Origin of the sequence: Niastella sp., from assembly GCF_045805085.1 — a bacterium.
Classification (GTDB): Bacteria; Bacteroidota; Bacteroidia; order Chitinophagales; family Chitinophagaceae; genus Niastella.
Genome location: NZ_JBJMLX010000567.1, coordinates 1 through 24,756, shown reverse-complemented (window position 1 = coordinate 24,756; position 24,756 = coordinate 1). Strand labels below are relative to the sequence as shown.

The 24,756-nt window shown below is 44.4% G+C and carries 5 protein-coding genes; 2 read left to right on the top strand and 3 right to left on the bottom strand.

Annotated elements, in window-relative coordinates; genetic code table 11:
- The first annotated feature begins 1,178 nt into the window (after positions 1 to 1,178).
- Both ACJ751_RS29450 and ACJ751_RS29445 read left to right on the top strand, forming a co-directional pair.
- Entirely contained in the window at positions 1,179 to 3,173 is a 1,995-nt protein-coding gene (locus ACJ751_RS29450; RefSeq protein ID WP_407749126.1) for an InlB B-repeat-containing protein, read from the top strand.
- Between the two features lie 275 nt (positions 3,174 to 3,448).
- Complete coding sequence (locus ACJ751_RS29445; protein WP_407749125.1) at positions 3,449 to 4,591, top strand: DEAD/DEAH box helicase; 1,143 nt, start codon at positions 3,449 to 3,451, stop codon at positions 4,589 to 4,591.
- A gap of 104 nt (positions 4,592 to 4,695) precedes the next feature.
- On the opposite strand, the gene ACJ751_RS29440 is transcribed toward ACJ751_RS29445, so the two are convergent.
- From ACJ751_RS29440 to ACJ751_RS29430, 3 genes are all read right to left on the bottom strand, one after another.
- On the bottom strand, positions 4,696 to 13,857 hold the full coding sequence (locus tag ACJ751_RS29440) for a neuraminidase-like domain-containing protein (RefSeq protein WP_407749124.1): 9,162 nt from the start codon (positions 13,855 to 13,857) through the stop codon (positions 4,696 to 4,698).
- Positions 13,858 to 13,886: 29 nt separating this feature from the next.
- Entirely contained in the window at positions 13,887 to 21,455 is a 7,569-nt protein-coding gene (locus ACJ751_RS29435; protein WP_407749123.1) for a SpvB/TcaC N-terminal domain-containing protein, read from the bottom strand.
- 514 nt (positions 21,456 to 21,969) lie between these two features.
- Positions 21,970 to 24,333, bottom strand: a complete 2,364-nt coding sequence (locus tag ACJ751_RS29430; protein WP_407749122.1) for an ABC transporter permease — start codon at positions 24,331 to 24,333, stop codon at positions 21,970 to 21,972.
- Positions 24,334 to 24,756 lie beyond the last annotated feature (423 nt).

Below are 24,756 nucleotides of genomic sequence, written 5' to 3'. Positions count from 1 at the left end.
GGATTGGTAAACGCCGGATTGTTTTTCATTTTTTCCGGAACGTTTTCGATAAGCGATGCCAGTTCATATTCGTTGGTAAACATAATTATACCTTTTTTCATAACTGAAAAATTTAAGAATTAAAGAATAAATATCCAGGTCAGGCTATCGATCGGGCCTTACACAACCTGCCCCCGCGCGTTGGGATTTCATTGGCCAATGAAAGTGTTCGTGTGCGTGTATCTATACCTGCCCGGTTAACAATTCAAATATACCTTGGAGAACAGATTCATAAAGGTGGTAAAGGTGGTACCACCTACCATACCGCATTGATTATGAGAGAGAAGAATTTTAAAAATAGTTTAAATCAGGTCCGGATCGATTAAAAAGAAAGTCCATTCCGTTTAACGCAAAGGGCTTTTAATTAAACGAAACGGACATCCGGTTAAACGCAAAACGCTTTTAATTAAATCGAAAGGCAATTCCGTTTAATGCAAACGGCTTCCGATTAAACGAAACGGACATCCGGTTAAACGCAAACGGCTTTTAATTAAATCGAAAGGCAATTTCGTTTAATGCAAACGGCTTCCAATTAAACGAAACGGACATCCGGTTTAACGCGAAACGCTTTTAATTATATCAAAAGGCAGTTTCTTTTAACGGCAGTGGTAGAAAACAAAAAATAGGGGCGTGAAGGTTATGACCCAGGCTCAATTCACCGGATCAGCAATACGGTTCCTTTCAGGTATATCTCCCGCATATTGTTCAGTACTTTATAACGTATTACCCAGGTATAGGGTAATGAAGCCGCTTCCGGAGCGTTTGCGGTATCCTACTGCTGAGCAGGAGACAAACCCCGACAACTATGCTACCGTAAGAAGCCAGGACAACTTTACAACCCCAATATTTTGGGTGCCTGCAGCTTTGAGAACTGTAAACCCATTTTGGGATAATTACAATTACGAATAAACTAAGCGCATTGTAAGCACTGCATGCTGTTACAAGGGCTGTCTCAATTAAATGAGGCAACCTCTTTTTTTACCTTGAGAGCCCAACCAACGTTTATGTTCAACATAAGGTATCATTAACATTGTAACACGTCTTCTGGCAACGATTGCATAAATAATAATGAGTAAACAATGAGTGTAACCGGACTGTGGCATCAGGCTTGATGCGTTTGTAAGCAAATTAATTGCTCCATGAGAAAAAATCGATTCTTGTCGCTTTTAGGCATTGCTATGTGCCTGGCTAATTCCGTTTCCCTGGCTCAAACTCAATGTAACGTCGTTGGCTGGGCCAGCCAAAACGGTGGAGTTACCGGCGGCGGTTCCGCAACACCAACCGTTGTAACCACTTACACAGATCTGAAGACGGCTATTACTTCTTCTTCAGTAAAAGTCGTTCACATTTCAGGGACCATTACCATTCCTTCGGGTGGCCGTATCAGTTTCCAGGACCAATCGGGCAAAACAATTTATGGACTGCCCGGTTCACGCCTCGTGTCGAACGATCTCACAAAAGACAATTCGGGCATTATTTATGTAAAAAGATGTTCGAATATTATTTTCAGGAACGTCACGTTGGAAGGGCCTGGTGCGTACGATACCGATGGCTGGGACAATATGACCCTGGATGCCAGCACCAATATCTGGATCGATCATTGCGAATTCCAGGATGGCATGGATGGCAACCTCGATATCAAGAATGCATCCGATTACGTTTCGGTTACCTGGTGTAAGTTCATTTATAACAAAGCGCCTATACCCGGTGGCCCCGGTGGTTCAAATGACCATCGTTTCTCGAACCTATTCGGCTCAAGCGATGGTGCCACCGGCGACAGGGGGCATTTGCGGGTAACCATGCAGCATTGCTGGTGGGCCCAGGGATGTAAAGCTCGCATGCCAAGAGTGCGGTTTGGAAAAGTGCATGTAGTGAACAATGTTTTCAATAGCACCGTAGCGGCGCAATGCGTTATGGCCGGCTTCGAGGCAGACCTCTTGGTTGAAAGCAATGTGTTTGAAAATGTGACATCGCCCATCGATAAGATGGATAATACCTTCACCGCAATCACTTCCCGCAATAATATTTTTACCAATACAACCGGCAACACCGCCGGAAGCGGAACAGCATTTATACCGCCTTATTCATTAAGTATAGATTCAGCTGTGAATGTGAAAGGCCTGGTTACACAAAGCGCGGGCGCAACACTTACAAGCCCCACATGTGATACTACAAGTACACCAGTTACGTACACGCTTACTACAACTGCTTCCCCATCGGCCGGCGGTTCAGTAACCGGTGCGGGCACTTATAATTCAGGAACCGTAGTTACAGTAACTGCGACCGCTGCTTCAGGGTATACATTCACCGGTTTTAGCGGCGATGCTTCAGGCACTGCCGCATCTACCACCGTAACTATGAGCGGCAATAAATCGGTTACAGCGAATTTCCAGGCACAGCAAACCGGTGGTGATTCAACATCCATCAGGATAGAAGATGATGCAACCACGGCACAGGGGCTTTGCAGCTATGACGGAGCTATCAGTTCCAATTCAGGTGCGGCAAATGGAAGAGTTATTAACCTCAGCAACAGTACCGGCAAAGGTGTAACCTGGAAGGTAAGCGCGCCGGCAGCAGGCTCGTACAAATTAATCTGGCGTTATGTAAACAGCAGCAGCAGCAATACCTATACGATGGCCCTTATTGTAAACGGTACAACGGTGAACAGCGCCCAGCCTTTTGCAAAAACAGGCAGCAGCACCACGTTTGCGCTCAGCGCGGCCACCGTATCATTAAACGCAGGTGGCAATACCATTCGTCTTGAATCCGTAGCGTCACCTGCTACTGCCGATATCGATTATATAGAAGTTACAGGAAATGGGCCTGCTGCCGCAGACTGCGCCAGCGGTGCAAGGCAGGTCATGACAACAACAGAAATCATAACAGGTATGTATCCCAATCCAACGCATGGGCTTTCCACTATATCCCTTTCATTGGAAAGTAATGAAGAAGTTGTAATAAAAGTGTTTGATGAGCAGGGCCGCCTGGTGAATTCGATGAACACTATCAGATCGATTACTGCAGGTACGCAACAGGTGTCTTTGAACATGAAAAACAGACAACCCGGTTTGTACAATATTGTTGTAAACAGCAACAAAGGCAAAAAGCAAACGTACAGGCTATTGGTAAAGTAAGGAGATGTTAGCCGTTCTCATTTTACAAAGCAGGTCGAGAGGCCTGCTTTTTTGTGTGCGCCAGGCATGGTTATAAGCTCTAGGGTGCAAGTCCTGAATGAGCGTGGCAGTACGTTATGAATGGGTAGTAGAGCTGGATTTGGAGAAATTTTTCGATCGGGTGAACCATGACCGGTTAATGTCGCTGCTGGTCCAACAGAGAGTTTAGTCGATTTTCTCCCTGCTTTACAAGCCATAAAACGCGGTTATTACATTAACTTTGCGCAAAAAAGAAGATGGCATTTTCCGCTTTGGGTTTATCTGCACCTTTATTAAAGGCAATAGGCGAGCAGTCATTTACACAGCCTACGCCTGTGCAGCAACAGGCTATTCCTGCTATCTTACAGGGAAAGGATATACTTGGTATATCTAAAACCGGCTCTGGCAAAACTGCCGGTTATGTATTGCCTATATTGGAATTGTGCCAGCGCCGGGTAGAAAAGAAAGACAGGCACGTGCGGGTACTGGTAATGGTGCCCACCCGCGAGCTGGCTATCCAGGTAAGTGATGTTTGTAAAACCTTCTGCGCTCACCTGCCGAATAAAATAAAAACAATGGCGGTGTATGGTGGTGTTTCCATCAACCCGCAAATGATGGCTTTGCATGGCATCGAAATATTAATAGCTACGCCAGGCCGGTTGCTTGATCTGGTAGACCATAAAGCCGTACACTTGTCACAAGTAGAGATACTGGTGCTGGATGAAGCCGATAAAATGCTGAACCTGGGCTTTAAAGAGGAGATGGATAAGGTGTTTCAGCTGCTACCGGCCAAACGCCAGAACCTGTTGTTCTCTGCCACTGCCAGTGATGATATTAAAGATATGCAGCGTCACCTGCTTCACCAGCCGGTAACGATTGAAGTGGTAGAAGAAGAGCAGAGCATTGAACTGATTGAACAACTTGCCTATCATGTAACCGAAGCACGTAAGGGACCGTTATTACGTTACCTGATCAAGAATGAAGATATGCAGCAGGTGCTGGTGTTTACCTCTGCCGTAAGAACGGCAGATAACCTTACCGGCAAACTTATCAAAAATCGTATCCAGGCAGCTTCTTTGCACGGGCATTTGAGCCAGACTGCCCGTCTTGAAACGCTGCAGCGTTTTAAAGCAGGCAAGCTGCGGGTACTGGTAGCGTCTGATCTTGCTTCGCGGGGTATTGATATTCAGCAATTGCCCATAGTCATTAATTATGAGCTGCCACGTTCTCCCAAAGATTATATTCACCGTATCGGCCGTACCGGCAGGGCAGGGGTTTCGGGCAGGGCTATTTCGCTGATCTGTCCTGAAGACGAGCATCATTTTGGCATCATCCAGAAAAAAATGGGGAAAAAAGTAGAAATACTGGAAAGTGACGATATTAATCTCCAGGGCTTTTAATAATTACGCCGGTAGACATCCGCCTCAATATTGGCCAGCAGTAAAAAGCCTCCCCCGGGTTAAACCGAAAAGAGGCTTTTAACTAGAATTACGTTTTTAATTATCTACACTATCTTATACTTTATCAATAGTAATACATCATCAATTTTTGCTGCATCCAGTGCATTGGTAGTAGAAGCAATATTCCAGGTTTTAATAAAGTCACCTGTTTGACTGGTATGTCCTTGTTTTAATTCTCCTAAATCAGTAACCGGGGTAAAGCTTACGGCCTGACCATTGATCTGCATGTTCAGCGAATTGAGATTTACCGTTTGACCGGTTTTTAACTTAAGCAGCACGATAACATCCTCAGTATCGTCGATAACGATATTTTTTATGCTTAGCCAGTATGGAAGATGACTCTGTGTAATATTGAAATTTACCTGCTGCGATGTTGTTGGCGGATGCAACAGTTGATGAAATTCTGTTGAAAAATCGGCTTTCAGGCTAAACATTTTAAAGAAACCGGTACCATTTTCATACGTTTTTATGATCTGATCAAAATGGTTGTTTAACTCTGTTTTTACCTTTGTAGCTAATACTGCTCCTCCCTGCCGTGCTGTATACCGCACATGAAGAATGACATCACTAATGCTGTTCAGATCGAAATTCTTAAAGTCTTTATTTAATTCCAGCTTCCATTCGCTGATAGCGCCATGTCCTTCAAAAGGCAGATAGCGTTCATCGCGCAGGTTAGATTCGAACAATCCGCTGTCATTTTGCGCGTTGCTGGTTACCATTTGCTGAATGGAAGAAAAATTAAATGTAAATCCCGGATCATTCTCCATTGGTGCTGTTGAATAATCAACATTGGCGGCATCCGCTGAAATCCGTATACGGCTTTTGAGTATGGTGAGCGTGCAATTTACGTTGTTATAAGGCCCTGTAATGCAGGGTATGCTTACGGCTGCCGACTTAATACGACGGAAATAATGGCCCGGATAATCAATATCGAACAGCTCCTCGGGTAAATTGATGAAGCAAACGCCGTTTTGTTTCAGTTTCACCAATGCCAACGGGTCTACCTGGTTTAGTGAAATGTGCTTCATTATCTCAAACTCCCGTTTGTTTTTGTCGAAATAAGAAGCATCCAAACGTTTCAGATCAAGCGCCAGTTTTTCACCCGACAACAATCCTTTTTTCAGACTATCCCAATAAGTCGATTGAATGAAACCGGAATCGGGAATACCCAATTCGTACCGGTAACATCTTTCAGCCCTTTTTGCCATATCAAATGCCAATTGGTAACTCTGGAAGTATACACCCGAAATTTGTGTTATCATCCATTCATATAACTGCTGGTTGGTGAATTTGCTGCGCATGTATTGGCTTACTTCTTTCGCCTGATCGATCTGCAGTTGCTGGTTATCCAGTTCTTTCTGTGCTATATCCAACCGTATCTGTGCGGCCGTGATCTGCTGATCTATACTTACAATTTCCTTTTGGGCCGAACGTACCTGGTAATCCCAGTCTTCTTTACGCCGCTGATAGCCCCCCTGTGTTGAAGCCAGTGAAGCGCCTTTATCCAATGCCGTTGCAATAGACGATATGGTTTTGGTAGCTGCTTCGGCTACATCACCAAACTCCTGCCCGCCAATACTTACTGTAACATGGGGCGAACCACCAAACCCCGATCCACCCGCAACAAACTGGGGAATGGCTTTCAATCCACCGGCCAGTATATAACCAGCCGCAATGGCTACATCGAGAATGGTTGACGCAGTTGACAAAGCAAAGGCCACGGTTTCACCTGTGTTCATAAATTCGAGGCCTGAATAGTAATCTAATTTTTCTTCGGTTACAGCTTTTGTCTTATTCAGCTGCTCAATATTGGCTTTGGCTTCGTCTACCTGTGTTTTGCGCACCAGCTTTACAGCTTCATACATCCGAATTTCCTGGGTTGAGCGCAGCAACGCCATCGCTTCTCCATCGCGTTTTTCCAGGGCAGCTAATAAAGCACCGCCTAATGATTTTATTTCATTGCAAAATTCATTTGCTTTTTGCAGGCAAATTGAAAAACGGTAATTGGGCAATGATGCATTCAAACCTGAGATGGCTGCGCCCAGGTTAACACCTGATGTCACTGCTTTCACCAACAGCGCCGGATCAATTGGCGGATCAAATAATGCCAGTTGTCGCTCAATGCCATCAATATTCATCGAATGCCTGATCTTGAACAACCTGTCGGCAATGGTATTGCGATAGGATTGTAATTTTTCGTTGGGCGGCAGGCAAAAATAAAACATATCTATATCGGGCAACGGTCCGCCGCCATTGTTAAATTCCTGCACATCGTCGGTGAAATAGGGAATGAAGTTTTCCACTTCAACCAGCGCATTGGAAAAAGCATCCAGTTTTGAGTCAAGCTGATTGTAGTTGAGCACCGGCGGTTCAAAGAAATTAGGAATGGTTTTCGGTTTTGGCCCCAGAATTACTGCTCCCAGTATATACAATTGTGCAGCTGAGGTAATATTTTCTCTTGTATCGGTCCTGAACAAATTATCGCCCCAGGCTATCAGGTTGTCGAGATATTTCATTACCGTACTTTTCTGATAGGCCACTGTTCTGAACTGTGCAATGCGGTGTGGTTGGAACGGATTCCTGCGCCAGTCATCCACATCTTTTATCAGATCGGTATTGCCGCCGTTGATCATATTCAGTATCTGGTCAATCCGTTCATTGATGTAATCCTGATTAGCCCTTACAAAGAATGGTTTGGTATTCCAGAATCTTTGTGGTGAGGTATAAGCAGATGCATCGGTAGGGTTAAAAATATAATGATACCAACGCATGGCTTCTTCAAACTGTTGATTGTTGGAAAGCTTTTGCGCAATCAACATGGGTGCATGATAAAATAATTCCCAGTTATATTCCGAATAGCTTCCCCAGGCGTTGAAATCCATCGTTTCTTTCGGATAACCCGGATTGGTTAGTGTATCGGGATCGAGTGGGTTAGGCACCACTCTTGTATCATCGTTGTTTACTACCCAGGTAGGCGAGTAAGTAAGTGAAAAATCAAATTTTTCCAATTCGGGGAATTTGGCCTGATCGAGTAATTGCACCTCGCGCTTCAAAATGCCATCCAATCCTTTCGTGTACAATTGCTTTATCAAAAAGCATACATGCGGATGATAGAAATTATTGAACTTTACCCCATACTTCACTTGCGGCCATTGTCCATCTTCAAAAAATGGTTTTAAGATATCAGGCAGTTTCCCTGTTCGCATAATTTCCTGGATGATCTTGAGGATATCCGAGTAAAACAATTCTGCTTTTAAAGGCTGCTGGTTGTCGGTCTTCCGTTTGTATAAAATAATTTCCTGCGGAACAAAGAACGTACGGCCTTTATCTTCATAAAAGAAAGGCAGGAAGGTGCCAACGGGATGCGGCAACCGGTTATCGCTGGCAAAAGTTTTAAATTGCCCATTCCCATTCACTTTAAGATAATTCCAGTAGATCTGTAAAAATATCTTATCAAAGAATGACAATTGAGCCGATTGCGGGGTACGGAACGAGCCCGGTGTTTTTTGTAAGATGGGCACATGATTAATAAACAGGTTTCCCTGCTGGAATGCCAGTACATCGTTTTTATAATCAGGTGCTTCCTGGCTTTCCAGGTACTTTAATTCACTGCGCTCAAACTGCGGGATCAGCGGATAGCTGATCAAACTTCTTACCTGCACATCGTCGAGCACTTCGGGGGTACCATGGCAACTGCCCAGGTCGAAGAAGTTTACAGGAGCTGTATAAAAATCATTATCATTTTCCGGAGAATTGTTTATATAACAACCTACCAGGTATCTGCCTGCAAGGGCTAACAGATCGATAGGAATAAAGGAGAAATTTTCCTTTGCAAACTGACCATACAAATTTTTGGTGCCACTGTAATGGTCTGGACAGTCGATTGATGTTTTGGAGATCTTTTTCGGTGTCCATTTATTATTCCTTAATTCAGAAACTGCCAGGTGTATTTCCCAGTATTTACTGGGCTTATCAATGTTGAAGTTTTTTTGACCGGGGTTTGGCGCATCGGTAGAAGTAGGCTCAATGGTCTTTTCGCGAAATTCAGGCCAATATAAATACAGGCGGCGGTTAATTACTATGGGTACTACATGGGTTGAATCAATTTCCAGCTCTACTTTTTCCCAGGCAGTCCAATAGCGGTCCTCCACCCATTTCCGGTAATAATAAATATGCGGATCATCGTACGTGCGGGCGAACACATGGAGCGTATAGGTTTCTTCTTCATAATAAAAACCACTTACATCGAGGCGCGCCACATTATCCAGCTTTTCGAGGTAGGATAAATAAGCGTTCTCTACATTTTTGGTATTTATTTCATTTTGCGTCAGCTCATTTTCCAGTTCCTCAAAGAAGGGCGATTTATCGAGTCGGAGCTCGGGCTCTATCCAGTTTTCGGGGTATAAAAACACTTTCCGGTTTGCAGCCCATACCTGGTAGTATTTCATCCAGTCCCATTGGTTCCATCCATCATCCAATCCGGCATCTGCTACCACTTCAGCCTCCAGGTTCATTAAACAACGTTGCACGAACAACTGGATCGATAAATTAGCCTGCAAAACACGCGTTGTAATTTCTTTGGAACCAATTTCTGTATCGAGCAGGTAATAGCTGTACAGTTCATTCGCATCTTTGAAAGTATTCCCGTTGATGTTATTGTGGGTAAAATGAGCTACCAGAGCATCGCGCTTTTTTTCACGAATAACAGCCTGGATATTGGCAGAGGTGTTGAGCCACTGGTCATTTTCGTATTTCGATTTAACCAGCTGCTTAATACCAATGGCGTCAGCCGCCATCGGCGACGGATTGATAATAAGCGGGATCTGCGCTGCTTTAATGGATGGCGTTACCAATAAATTAAAGCAGGTATCGAGGCGCGTCCAGGTTTCAATTTTTAAATAATCTGCCGGATGAACCAATCCAATGCGTGTTTTTAGTTCGGTTAATTCATTTACATCCCAGAATGTAAAATTAGCGAGCGCCTGTAAAAAGTTCACCTCTGTATCGGTTACTGGCAACAGTTTTTGCATTACAGCAGCCAGGGTGCCGGTATCGTTATCGGCATAAGCTATACTAAACTGATATAACTGAACATAGTTTTGCCATTTTGCAAAGTGGCTGTCCAAAACCCCACCTGCTAATGGCAATTCATCAAAAGCCAGCACACCAAAATCGGCAGCGTTGGTAATAAGCAGGTTGACCAATGACAGGTTGAAAGGCAATTTTGCCTGCAACATGGCTATTTTATTCAGCAGGTGGTAACTACGGAACAGATCGGGGAAATTGGCCGCATTGAGCGCTTTTACATAGTTTCCGGCATTGTCTTTTGCGAGGAAATCAGCGTTGAACCAATACGACATAAGCGCAGTTGTTGCACCAGGCAGGTGCGCTTTATCCAGTAACAACTGGTTGATATCTGCCGCAAATTTGAACTGATCTTCATGCAACTGGTAAACAGCCTGCTTTGACAGATCAATAGAAAGAAAAGCAATCAACAGATCAACAAATGCCTGGTAAGCCTCCAGCGTTTTCTGGTCCTTATCTGCAGGCGCAGCTGTATCGCGATCATTCAGTTTTGTTTTAATACCCGATGTAACAATAAAGGAACCATAGGTATTATCCAGAAATGTATCCCTTGCTGCGGTACTACCTGAAAAAGTGCCGTTAAATATTTGTATAGTTTCATTGGCAGCATCTTCGTCTATCGTTGGTATCCTGCCTATCAATATTTTCGCCTTTTCATCGGGCAACCCGGTAATACTATTCAGATCATCTTTCAATTTTTGCAGTGCATCCCGGCCTTTGGTGAGGAAAGTTGCGATCACTTCGTCGGCAGGAATGAATGGCTGGGGCCCCTGATCTTTATGCAGCAACAGGTACATCAATTCATACATACTGAAGCGGGCGTTGCGAACAAGCGCTACCAGCTTAATAAACCTGTTTGTATTGGCCGCACTGGCAAATACATCGAATGGGGCGCCGGTAGTAAGAATTTCAAGCAGTACGTAATATTCGGCAGCACTTAGCCTAAGCTTCCTGGTAAGGGAGGCAATGCGATAGAAGATGCTGATATTCGACAAAGAAAGCTCATCATTCGCCAGCGACTTTGTTTGTATCAGGGTTGCTTCTTCTTCCTTCAGCTTCAACACGGCTGCCAGCGATCTCAGTTGACCGGTAATGGTCCTTACCGTTCCGTCCGGCGCCGGTGGTGCGGGATTAGGGAAAGGACTTTCAGTTACCAGCGCCACCTTGAAAGCATCGGGCAGGGGGTTTAAAATAATTTTATTTTGAAACAGGCCATTATACAAAGCAGTGCTTCCTTGCGTATTCAGGTCTTCGTAATAAGCCACCAGTTCCTGCACCGTTTTATTCAACGTGGCTTTCAGCTGCATAAGGTGCTTACAATTGATCAAAAATGCATCGTCCAGGTGTCCGTTACCTATCCTGCCGTTCATGATCACCATATCCAGTTCCCACATCTGCCAGCCGGTTTTTCGCCACATTCGCAGAAAACGATGAATGCGATCTAATTTATCATTAGTAAGGTTTGAAATATTTTTATTGGTCAGATCTGCCTTTGCATCGTGATGCACTACTTTCGAATCCAGCGCGGGGTTGATGAACTTTACTTCGAGTAAGGTCAACAGCTGTTTATATTCCAGCCCTGATCTTTCAAGGAACACCGATACCATGTCTATACCCGTTAAGCCGCCCCAATAGTTAGCCTGGTTAACCGGATCGGCCGTTGTAATTAAATTCTTCTCTGTGGGCGCCATGCCTAAAAACTCAGCCGCGATCTGTACATCTGTGGGTGCGGGAACGGTTTTGTTTTGGAAAGCCTCCATCCATTCAGCCCTGTTAATACCTGGTTTATCGAGGTAAGCCCTGCTTTCTTCCCAGCTCAAATCGAATGGCAACGCCAAAGGATAGGTGGCCACCTTCAGTATGGTATCATAAACGGTATAATTGATGTATTCGGGCAGGGCATTGCGCTCGGCAATGGTTCCATGTGTTTGCTTCAGCAACAATACCTGTAACTGGCCGCCGCTTTTCTCAATTTTATAGGTATGCAGGGTATCGCGCACAAACCATGTGGTTGCATTGCCAATGGTAACGGCAGCCTTTGCTTCCACATCGAGGTTCTTTGCTTTGAATTCGTTCACTACATTGGCATGAACAACACCCTCGGTCAGCAATGGCTCAACTGCTGATGATATAATAACCGGGGTAACAGACAATGTATCTTCCAGCACTTCGCAAACAAGGTCAATATATGGAATGGCTGTATTGCTGTTATCACAATTAAGATCAATTTCACCAATATCGGCCCTGCGCTTGAATAATACCTTCCTGGCGCTTTGCAGGGGTGTGGTGGAACCCCGCTTGTCTAAATATTTCAACAGATCGGTTAAATAAGCCGCCGGACTGTATACATTTTTACAATCCTTACATTCGAAACTGTCGGTATCCTGGAAAAGCGTTTTTAGATCTGGGAAATCTTTCATTGCGGCTGTTTCATACGCTTCATACACACTGGGCAGCACGGCCAACGACGAGCCCTGCTGCAATGATCTCAGTTCACCTACAATGGCAAGCGATGCGGCATAAGAACGTTCTGCTCTTTTATAAATTTCGGTTGCTTTACCGGTTTCGATCTTACCGGATACTTTTTCGGTAAAACGTTTTTTACCCAATTTATAAATGGTGTGAGAAGAAGTAATGTCGTGCTCTATCAGCGTCTTCGTTGTTTCGTAATCAGGCGCCAGTTTAAACACCCGTTGAATTTTCTTCAGATCCGATTTAAGCGTTTTGTGGTCGCCAAACCTGCTTTTTATTATCTCCTCATTCTTTTTAAAGAAAGTTTCGAGGTTGGTTTTATGCAATTCAACATGCGGATAGGTTTCGAAAAAGTTCAGCAGGGGCTCTTTATCTACAAATCCGTTTTTATCATCTGCCTTCAGCTTTCCGGCAAAGGCTGCCGTTGGATATTGCCTTTCCAATGACGCCTGCTGATCATCAAGGGTAGTACTGCTGACCAGCCGTTTAAAGTCGTCTTTATTTTTCTGACGGTACCTGTCAACAATAACCTTCCATTGTTTCAATAACTCTTCCCGTTGACCTGCCATCTGTAACGGAATGACCTGGTTGCGAATGGCAAAATCAAACGTATTGGGCACTGCTTCTTCTGGCAACAATGTAAGGGCTTTTACAATGGCTTCAGGCTGCCGGGACAGTTTAACAAATGGCTCCCCGATGTTTTCTCCTTTCTGCAATGCCTGTAATAAAGCGATCAGGTGTTGGGGGTCTTGCCCCACTACTGTAGATGCGCCGGTAACATATTCAGGAACAAGTTGTCCACGCAGCAACGCATAACAAAAAGCGGCTGGCAACTGGGTGATCTGTGACACCTGCTGGGCCGTAACCATCCATTTTACCTGTTGCTCGCGACTACCTGTTTTTTCAGACAGCAGTTTAAACGGGTTATTCGTTTCACTTTGCCTTATTTCTGCTACCGGAACATTCTTCAGCAATGTTGCCAGCTTTTTCTGGTGGATCTCAAACTCTGATTGCTGAGGATAGGCAGCGCCCCCTATTACCTCTTTGAACTCGGTAATTGAAGAAGCATTGTACACTACGCCTGAAGTATGTTTTACCTCTTTACCGCTGACGCGAAGGAACAGGTCGGGCGTTTGTTTGCCGGTTTTCTCTAAAATATCACCAGCGAATTTTGCTTCAAAATAACCCGCCTTATCCGTACGGGTATTGGCAATTACTGTATCAGTTATCACCCCCTTGTCGCAAACCTCCACTTCACAGGCAGCAGCAGGCTGATAATCTTTTTGCAGGATGAACCCTTTCACCAGATACCCGGTTTGTGTGGTCACCGCAGGTGCATTGTAGTCGACCGTAATAGTAATATCACTGTTATTGCCCCTGAGGTTTACCACCAGGTAGTTTTCGGTACTGGCAATAAGGGTATTGCCGGCATATATTTTAAAGTAAATATCGGGATAACGATCTTTATACAATTCACCAACGTAATCTTCGTTCGCCGACAGCACAAACGCGCCGTTGTCATCGGTAATGGTACTCACCAGTGATTCTTTTTGCCCGGGATTTTTGTCCCAGCCTTCAATATATAATTTTGCGATGGGCTGGCGATTCGACTGGCGAATGATCTTTCCGGTAATAGATAGCAGGCTCATAATTTTTTATTTAAATGAATTCATCGAATTTAAAATGATACCTGACCAGTAATACCAAACCGGGGATTGGTTAAAATATTACTACTCAGATCCGGCATAAATCCACCGGAGATATAATTAAGTGCGCCGTGATTGTATTGGAAAAAGGATGCTCCCACTGTTAAGCCGCCTGGGTTCCAGGGGGTAATTTCACCGCCGGGACCTGTTGGACGTGCAGGGGGTAAACCGGGTATGGTGGGTGGCGTTAAACTAACCGATGGGGTATAGGTAACTCCGAACACACCTGCATAAGCCGTATTTCCCTGTGAGGAACTTAAGTTAAAGCCGCCGGTGATATAGGAAGAATACAAAGGTCCGGGACCAGCAAAAGTGCCTGCAAAGCTGGCGCCTGTTGAGGATACGGAACCGGCACCGGCTATATGCAGCGGATGGTAGGTAAGCAACCGCACATCGGCGCTTGCAGTTACCGATAAGCTTCCATCGGGGTTACCAGTGCCTGAGGCACGGGCTTCCACACCTAAACCGGGAATGCCTGCCCGAAGTGTTGCATTAGCCGAATCCAATTGAAGGCTGCCATTAGCGCCAATAGAGCCGGCAGCATCTACATGCAATCTGCCTATATTTAAAAAAGTAGTAGCATCCAGCCGGCCGGTGAATCTGCCTGCATCGAGCGTGCCACGACCCGTAAATTCTCCTAAAGTGAAACCGCCTGCCCGTACGTCGCCCTGCAGATTGAAATCACCCTGCGCCTGCGGCAAACCAGACAATAATGTTCCCGAAAAATTGCTTAAGGGTATTTGTGATGGCACCGGAATTCTAAAACGCCCTTCGCCCCTTGCTACTAAACTAAATCCATCGCCCGGCGTACCCAATACCAATCCACCTGTTGCCACTACACCTGCACGCCCCAACGACGTATCTACAGCAGCCGTAGCATTTACATCCAGCAATCCGGAAGTATGGATGTCCAGTGGTGGTAGATCAAGCAAAAACGACGAGCGCCCATGTACGCCTAATATCCCGCTTCCCGATACGCTTCTATCTGATGAAAAAAGATTATGGAACTGAAAACTTCCATTGGCACCGGTTGGTTCCACATCGGTTACGAGCGGCGTTACTTTTACAGGATCCTTTCCCGGTGGGTCCATACCATTGGGGTCGTCGAGCTTTACAGGATTGTTCCGGCAATAGCGATATAAGTTGGGCCCGTCAACGAGTCCTGCCGGGTCGGTGGTTGTCCAGCGGCATAACCACAGCGCATAATAACGGGCGCCGTGATAGTTCAACCCGCTTTCTTCATCTCTTTCCCTGCCGGTATACCGGTAACGTTTTGCCGGAACTTCCCTGGTAGCGTCAATGGTAGAGTAGGAGGTAGTGCCAAACGGGAAATATTCTTCGTAAGAGATCACCTGCGCTGCCTCATCGAGTTCCAAAGCTGCAGACTGTAAATGATTACTGTATTGATAACGGATGAGCTGGGTTTCAACACTGGCTACCGGCTTCACTACCGGGGTATCTACCATGGCGATTCTGTTTTTATCATCCATCACATGCAGGCTTTCACGTTCGAGCACCAGCGTGGCAGCGCTATTATACTCACGGTATATTTCAACTGTTCCCAGGTACAGTCGTTCTTTTTTAGAACCATCGGGCCGTTCAATCACTTTACGAACCCGTTGCCCGCCGGCATTGTACACATAATAAGCATTACCACCGCCACCGAGCCCTGCCTGGTTGAACTGATCGAGGAAATTCCATAGTTCACTGGTAAGTGTTTCCAACCCATGCATGTTGCCATGCACATCATAGGAATAATTAAACGTATTGGCCCCGATCGTTGTGGCGGTAAGACGGTTATTCAGATCATTACCATTGTCGTATTCAAAGGTTCTCGTAAAATTGCTGCTCTTTGCTGTGTGCTGCTGCAACAGCATGTTGCCGGCCTTATCGTACTGGTACTGCTCGGTATAATTCCTGAACGCCAGCGCATCATTCGGATTGATAACCGGTGAATTTATAAAAGGATGATTGCGATAACCAGGCGGAGTGCCCACGCCGTCATTATTAATATCCGTTTGACCGGCGTGCTTGCGGCCGGTTGCTTTTACCAGCCGGTACAGCGCATCGCATTCATATTTATTGTAAGCCTTTACCTGTTCCCCATCGTAAAACACATTGGCTTGTGAATCGTCGCGCAGCGCTGTAATGTTGCCAATGGGGTCGAAGGTATAGTTAAGGTCCTGCAGAATAGTGGCGCCACTGTTACGGGTAGTGAGCAGTCGTATTAAACGGAAGGTTTCTTTTTCGTAGGTATAACTTGTTTTAGTGCCATTGCCATAAAATATTTCAGTGCGCTGGGCTTTTGCATCGTAGTTGATGTTTGTAACAAAGGGCGTGGCCGTTGCAGCGCCTCTTATTTTTACATCCACCCCATTAAGCAAGCCGGCCTCATTATACGATGGTACTATGGTGCTTTGCGGTGATGCGGCTACATGCGGCGCAATAATTGTCACCGGCCGGTTCAATGCATCAAATGTACTGCTGTTTTCAAAAATGTCTGTTTCAAGGTTAACTGCACCAATAACCGACCAGTCAATTTTATTTTGATAGTCCTTAACCAGCTGTACCTGGCTGCTCAATACATTTCCCTTGAAATCGTATTGCAAACTGGTAGCAATGCCTGCCTGATCATATTGCTTATATACTTTTGATAGCAGGTTATTGCCTTTTGCAGTGGCAACCGGAACACTTTCTCCATATACCGATCTTTGAAATACAGTAGAAGTGCCATTCTCCTCAAGCGTTACCGAAACCGGGCGCTGTAATGCATCGTACTCATTGGTGAAGGCATGCCCTCTATCGTTCCAACTAAGCAAAGCTTTGCCTGTTGCATCGGTCATATTCCAGCGGCGGCCTGCATCCATACTGGTTTGTTTCAGTTTACTTCCCAGCATGCCATAGCTGTATTCCATCGCCACCCTTCCCAATGCGTCTGCCAGTTTCAACAAATTGCCTTCAATATCCAGCACATTCCGGTTTTCAATGCTGGTTAGCCCATCCGTGCCGATCGTGAGAAAAATTCTTCCCAGACTGTCGAGATGATTGATAGCGGGCGTGTTATAATGTTTGGCTGCAAGCCATGCGGCACGTACATCGGCATTTGACGGTTCGGGATCAATGGGGTTAGGGCTGCCGAGGTTAACATACCACAGGCTGTCCCTTACGGTATCATTGGCATCGTAGTTTTTTTGCACCCAGGGCGTACATTCAACTTTGCTGAAAGTTTTGTTTGGAAAATCTGTACGGATCAATCTGCCTAAGGGATCATAATGCATAACAGGCGTTACACCCAGCTGAACCATGTCTTTTTCATCATCAAATGCAGGCGCTGTACTAAAGTATGGTTCATACTGTTTTACCGTATTTCCTTTATTGTTTACAATTGTTCTGCCATTGCCTACCCAACGAAGGTTCGGCGAAGTATCGGGTATAGGGGTTACTGTTCCATCGCTGTTCACCTGTAATGCAGCCCCGGCTTCGGCCTGCACTTTCTTTAACACTACATTACCGCCCCCGGTTGACCAGGCATACGCTTCCTGCCATTTGGTTTGATGCAATGGATCGGCATTATAATGTGTTTCCCTCGTAAGCGTTCTTACATAATTTGGTTTGGGTTTATAGTTATTAATATCAAACCCCAATGACTGTGTTTGGTTATACCATTCCGAAACGAAGTACTGCATAACAGTACCCGGGAAATCGCTGGCGCCCTGCATTTCGGTTTTTGCGTCATCGAATTCATCGCCGGCATCAGTGCCTGTTTTCCCTATCGCAAACGATTTTACCACCATACCCAGTTCGTTGAACCGTACGGCCGCTACATTATCATTGGCATCCTTATATACATAAGGGCTCATTACCCGGTAATTAAATTTGTTTACCTGTGTACTATTATTCAGCGCATCGGTTATTTGTTCAATGAACAAAAACCGGCTATCGTATTGCACCTGGGTGTTATTCCCAAATACGTCGGTAAACTGAGTGGGTAAAAAGAAATAAGCCACCTCATAATTGGTTGTACCGGAGGGCAGCCAAAAGTAGTTATCTGCAAAAACATATCCCCCTTTTGCAGGATTGGTTAAAATAGCCGTCAAAGCGGCCAGCGGGATCTTTGGATTAAATACATCATTCAGGATCGCATTATTAAATGCCGCTTTAAAGGTCTTGTGCAACAGCCCTTTTGATTCAATGGTACCAAACAACAAAACAGCGGCGCCATTATCACCGCGATATTGGGTCCTTACAAATTCGATCAATCTTTTTTGCAAGGAACCGTTGGGTGTTACTTCATAATCAATAACCGCTGCATTGTTGCAATCAGTTCTCAGATCCTTCTTCATAAAATAAGCAGCAGGTTTTGCAATGCCTTTTACTTCGAAGGTCTTTGTGTAATGCGGTAAGGGGGCGCGATAATTTAAATGCTGCTGAATGGGATTTGTAAAACCATTTTCGGATAAAGTAATATGCAATGCCACCTGTTCGGCTGCCGGCAATGGATTGCTCTTCCGGGGATACACAATACTGGCGCTTTGCAGTATATTTCCGTAATCATCCACTTCAAAAACAAAAGAATGGTTTGTACGCGGATCGGCCGGGTTGCGTTCATAATGATAAGTGATGGCTTCGCTTTCATGAGAATAAAAAACAGCATACTTGTTCTGGCCAACAGGTTGCCACCATTTTATCAAACAATTATGCTGCTCTGTCACATAAGGCTTTTTTTCATCGGGCGATCCATCCAGGGCATACACCTCTTTACGTAACAGGCTTCCTTTGCAGGCGCGTAATGCCTCGCGGTATTCCTGCACAGATAATGACGCAGGCAATTCCGGTTCTGGTAAATTATTTTCCGGCGCCACCGCATTCTGAAAATATTCATGTGCAAACTGATCCCCTATTTTTTGTTTGTCTAAAAAGGCGCCGGTGTGAAACCATGTTTTTGTAAGCACCGGAGGCTGATGCAGATCTTCTTCAATAGTTGTATTGGTACCGGTCTGTAAAATAAAATGAGTAATATCTTCCGTATCTTTTTGATCTACTCTTCCAAACCCGCGGAATTCCTTTTCAATATGATCATAGTAGCCATGGTGGTAGGTATATTCACTGGCAAAGCGGGTTTTCAGGATGCGGTCGTACACTATAACTTTTGAAACACAATGCACGGGGAATGGCAGCTTTGTTATCCATGGGTTACCTGCCAGTTTATCGCTGATGTAATATTTTGAGGAAGGAGTATATGCCATTTCCAGCTCCTTGCCCATGCTATTTTTATACCCCATCATGATGTGGGGCTTTTTGCTATTCATCAGGTCGATATATTTAAGCGGCATACCGGCGCCGTTTGGCAAAGGATTACTCCATACAAGGCAACTCAATCCCGTTCCCAGTAAATCAATAACATTTATTTTTATAAGATCATTAAAGCCGGGAAAAGCTTCAATCAATTTTGGGATTTGCAAAAAACCATTGCCCTGCTGGTTAAGCCAGAGGAAGCATTTATTGGGTGTGAAATAGACAATATCTGAAGTGCCTGAACCATCAATATCTGCCAGCTTGAGGTTAGCAGTTGTAAACTGATCGTCGAAATCAAAAACGGGCGAATGATCCATATTTATTTTTGCGCCAAATTTCCCATAACCCAAATTCGGCCAATAGCAAACGTTGCCATTGCGTATTCGAACAATATCCTGTAAACCGTCCCCGCTCATGTCGGCCAAAAAGATCGATTGCTTTTCGTCTGAAAAAACCACAGCCGGCCCTTTTTCTTCATCGTTCAATTTTGTTACCCGCTTTGATGCCTCATAGCCTTTTTTCCCTTTGGAGGGATACCAGGTTAACACGTCATTTTCGGTGATCAGCACATCGGCCATGCCATCTCCATTTAAATCAACTAAACGGGTATTGGCATCTCGCAGATTGATATTGGGAACCGATTCAAACGGCGTAAACGGCTGCCAGGTGGCTTCATCGCTGAGCTCAAAAAAACCTTTGGGTTCGCTTTGCCAGTTTACCACCTGCTTTATTCCATCGGCTTCCAGCTCCTGCAACTGCAACTGATTACTTAAGCCGGTAAAAGAAGGCTTTGGCATTACCGGTATTGCCGGTGTAAACCTGCCTTCACCCAGGTTGCTTTTATACAGCCAGGCACCGCTTTGTTCGGTAAGAATGCCCGATAACCCTTCGTTGTACAGGTCAACAAACAGGTAGTTAACATCATCGATCCCCTGGGGCAGGCCGGTCACCTGATCGGGCGCCATTGTATGTACATCAGTGTTCCAGCTATGTGGTTGGTAGGTGAAGGTAAAAGGAGGAAGTGATTGCTGCGTGTAACTGCCGTCGTCGTGTTTGGTATAACCGGTAATTACAGCCTGTTGTAAAAAGGTAAAGCCATCGGCGCCGTTATTGTTATAGGTAAACTGTAGTGATTTTACCAAAGCCTCACCGCCCGGCAATTCATTAAAATAATGATATAATAAAACCCGTTTGCATAACCGGCAGGTTCGCACTTCAAATCCCGCACGATAGGACGAAAATGCATCTGTTCTGAAATGCCAGTCGCCCGTTTCATTAAATGGGATATTTATAGGGTCATGTTCCCCATAATCAAATACCGATGCAAACATAAACTGATCAGCTGCCGGAAACACTTCGCCCTGGCTGGTGTAAGGGTTATTGTTTCCATATAAAACACGCTTTAAACAGGTGTTGGCAAAAACAGCGTTGCCATTGGTGCGGTTGTTATTGTGCAGTAACGAAGCATCCATACCCACGCCATCTTCGATCTTATATTCATATAAGATACAATGACCTTTATCATTGTATGAAAATTCGGGCAGCCATTCAAAGATCCGCTTATCGTTCAATGGATCGGTTATGCGGGCCGAAGCGGATTTACCATATAGGGTGGTAACATTATTCTTTGAAATTACCCGCCAGTGAATATAGCCCGTAGCAGGGGCTGTCCACCTTTCAATGAGCGAAAATGCAGCTTCTATCCGTGGCCGGTACCGTCTTATTTTATACGCAGTTCCGGCCAGCGTAAGATCAAACTCATTTAACTCATAATCGCCATTGCTTTTTTTAATAAAATTCCCCGTATTGTCTTTTTTATACTCAGGTACCAGGTCTTCTGCCTCTGACAATAGATAGGTATCACTATCTATGGCATCTATATATTGAGGTAATTCTTTTTCGGTTTTACGTTTTACTGATCCGTTGCCTAACGACCAGCCCATTCCCCAAATGCCATTACCTGAACCGGAATTGTAACTGAGCGCCAATGATGGGGAGAAACCCCTGGCATCCGTAACAGGAAGCGGAATGGATATAGCTGCTGTACCATTAACCGCATTTACCGAAAACTTTTCATCGATAGATCTTATGGCGCCTCCTCCTTTCGGCAGATTGATCTGGGGCGCCTGAATAGATGGTTCGCTATTTTCCCTGGATGAACCTTTATTTCCGGTTGACTGGTTCGAATTGGTTAATGATGCCTGATCTTCCGGGAAAGAATGTTGAGGCAAAGAGTTATTACCCATAAATAATTTATTTATGAAACAAATATTACCACGCTAAAATACATAGGTAGTAATCGATGCTTTAGCTGATACTAATCGAGTGTTATTTAACCTGGGGGTAGCGGAAATTGGTAGGGGTGGTTAAATGTAGAGTATTTTTTAATATCAGCAAATGCCACAAAGAGGGTATAACAATGATCATATCCTTGCATGGTTTGCTAAATCCTTCTACCAGGTAAAGACATTGTATCAACTACATATAACTATTGTCCTTTTGAGGAACCATGTTTGTACCTGGCCTCATCCATGTGTGAACCATGTGTCAACCATGTGTCAAATGGGGTACTTCACCAATGAAACACACATGTTTCACACATGGTTGACACATGGTTTAGCCATTTTTTATACATCCGTACGAGGGGACTTGAATGGCATGCTGAATCAGCGATCATTAACACTAAACAACGTTACTGCTGGCCGGGGAGTGATAATTAGGCTCAAAAAGGTGCAGCAGGGATTTCTGACCATTTTAAAATTATTCGCTTCTCAGGTTCTTTACCGGATTAGCCACAGCCGCTTTTATTGCATGCGAGCTAATGGTAAGCAATGCAAATACAACAGCCGTTAAGCCTGCGATAATAAATGCCCAGGCGCTTACCTGTATCCTGTAGGTGAATGACATCAGCCATTTATTCATGAGATACCACGCTATTGGTGAAGCAATCAGGATGGAAACGATCACCAGCTTAAGAAAATCGCTCGTTAGTAATTTCGTGATGCCGGGCACACTCGCTCCCAGCACTTTGCGAATGCCTATTTCTTTTTTTCTTTGCTCGGCAATAAAAGCAGCTAATCCAAACAACCCTAAACAAGCTACGAATATGGCTAACATTGAAAACACGGTAGCCGTTCTTGCTGTATGGTGTTCAGACGCATACAAGTTCTGGATATGACTATCCAAAAATTCATAGTCAAAGCTTGAATTCGGCATATCTGCCTTAACCACATCCTGCATCTGTTTTATAAAGCGGGGTAGTTGTTGAGCATTGTACCGAATTAATAAGGTTCTCTTCGGTTCCGGTGCTTTATTCATCTCATAATAGACATATCCACCTATCTCGCTCTTGAGCGACTGGTAGTTAAAATCCTTTACCACACCAACAATAGCAGCTTTATCAAGCATTTCTGTGTGAATATATTTCCCAATGGCATCCTGCGGAGATCTGTAACCGAGGAATTTCAGCACGGCTTCATTGATCAATACGTAACAATTGGTATCGCTCACAGCAAGGGTTGGTGGCAACGAACTTCCTGCCAATAACTTCAGTTGCAAGGTCTTTACTATTGAACCATCTGTATTGCATGTTTTTACCGGCATGCTCTCCTTATCTGTCGATAATTTTCTTATGCTTCTGCCGCTTTCCACATCGCCTGGAATGGATTGAACTGCCGAAATACTTTCAACGCCAGCCATTCCGGATAAATCATTCACCAGGGCGGCAACCTGTTGCTTATTTTGTGCTGCTTTTATATTAACAGTAACTACGCCATCAGGATTATACCCTAAGTTCTTATTCCTGATATAGTTGATCTGCTGAAGGATGACAATAACTGAGATAATGAGGATAATGGAAGAGGCAAACTGAAATACCACCAACAACCGGCGAATGAAGTCCGCGACACCATGTTTTAACCTGAGTTTTTTCATTAAAACAAGCGGCGAAATACGCGACATAGAATACGCCGGGTAACTTCCTGCAACGATGGTTACAATTAGCCATGTTGCCAGTAAGCTTAGTATAATAGGTGTGGTGAATAATGTTGAAGGATTGACTATAATACCTGTAATGTTTTGGAATATTGGTTGAGCAGTAAAGGCCAGTACATAGCCAATAACAATGGCAATAAATGCAAGTAAAGCCGTTTCGGCATAAAGAAGCGCCAATAAATGGCCCTTATCTGCGCCTAAAACTTTATTAACGCCTATCCCTTTTGCACGTTCTTGTGAGCGCGCAGTAGCCAGGTTCATGTAATTAATGCAGGCAATGATCAATACCAGCATCGATAAAAATAGTAATGCTTTTACTGTGCTGATGTTACCCATTCTGCCGGAATATCCTTCACGTATCTCTGCAGAATAGAGGTGAATATCCGAAAGTGGCTGGAATATGAAATTGCTGAAAAATTTATTTTCTTTTTTTACATTTATATCAATAAGTGCTGTGGCTTGTGCCTGTACCTGCTTTACATTTCCGCCAGGTTGCAGCAGACAATAGGTTTCATAACTGGCATTACTCCAATAAACATCTTTGCCGGCCCATGAATCCATGATGTTATAGATCATGTCGCAATCAATGGTGCTATTAGCCGGTAGATCGGCATAAACACCCGAAACATACATGGTGTCGTGGTTATTTACGTAAATGATCTTTCCGAACGCCGGTTCTTTACCGTACAATCTTTCCTTTGCTGATTGTGAAAGAACTATTGACTTAGGTTGTGCAAATGCCGATTGTGCACTGCCCTCTGTAAATTTGATATCGAACATATTAAAAACCGTTGAGTCGGCCATGTACAATCCTTTTTCAGTGAAACTCCGGTCGTCGGTTTTTATTGAGACCCTGGCACCAAAATCATGCTTAATAAGCCGGGTCATGGATCTTACCTGCGGGATCGTTTGAACAATAGCAGGCCCAACGGAGTTGGGTACCTGTGCCCATACCTGGTAATTGTATTGGGCATCAGTTTGCATGTTTACACGGTAAATATTTTCTGAGTTTTTGTACATGCGGTCAAAACTCAGTTCGTATGAAACGGAGGCAAACAACGTAATACATACACACATACCAATACCAAGCCCGGCAATATTAAGTGAAGTGAAAAGCTTATTAGCAGCCATGTTACGCAAGGACATTTTCAGATAATTCTTTATCATAACATTAAGTCAATAGTTATTGGTTACCAGGTTGATGCCAAATACTGTTCCTTTTCATAAACTACAGTAAATCATATTATTATTAATATGTCAAATTCAATTGCTGTCCGTTTTTGATACATAGGATGTTCATTTTCGATGACAGGTACTATCGCAAGCGCTGATTTCCTGCGATCACTACTATCAACACCAAATACTCTCTTATACCTGCAAACGAAGAATTCTGAACATTTTTGACAGGAAATTCAACAAATGTAGCATCCATCCACACCCGATTTATTGGTAAATTTATATACACACCTGTTAACAGGTATTACTGCAACTACCCGAGCCGTTGGAGGATCGCAGACCAACTATAAACTGGTGCAAACGCTATTGATCCTTAAT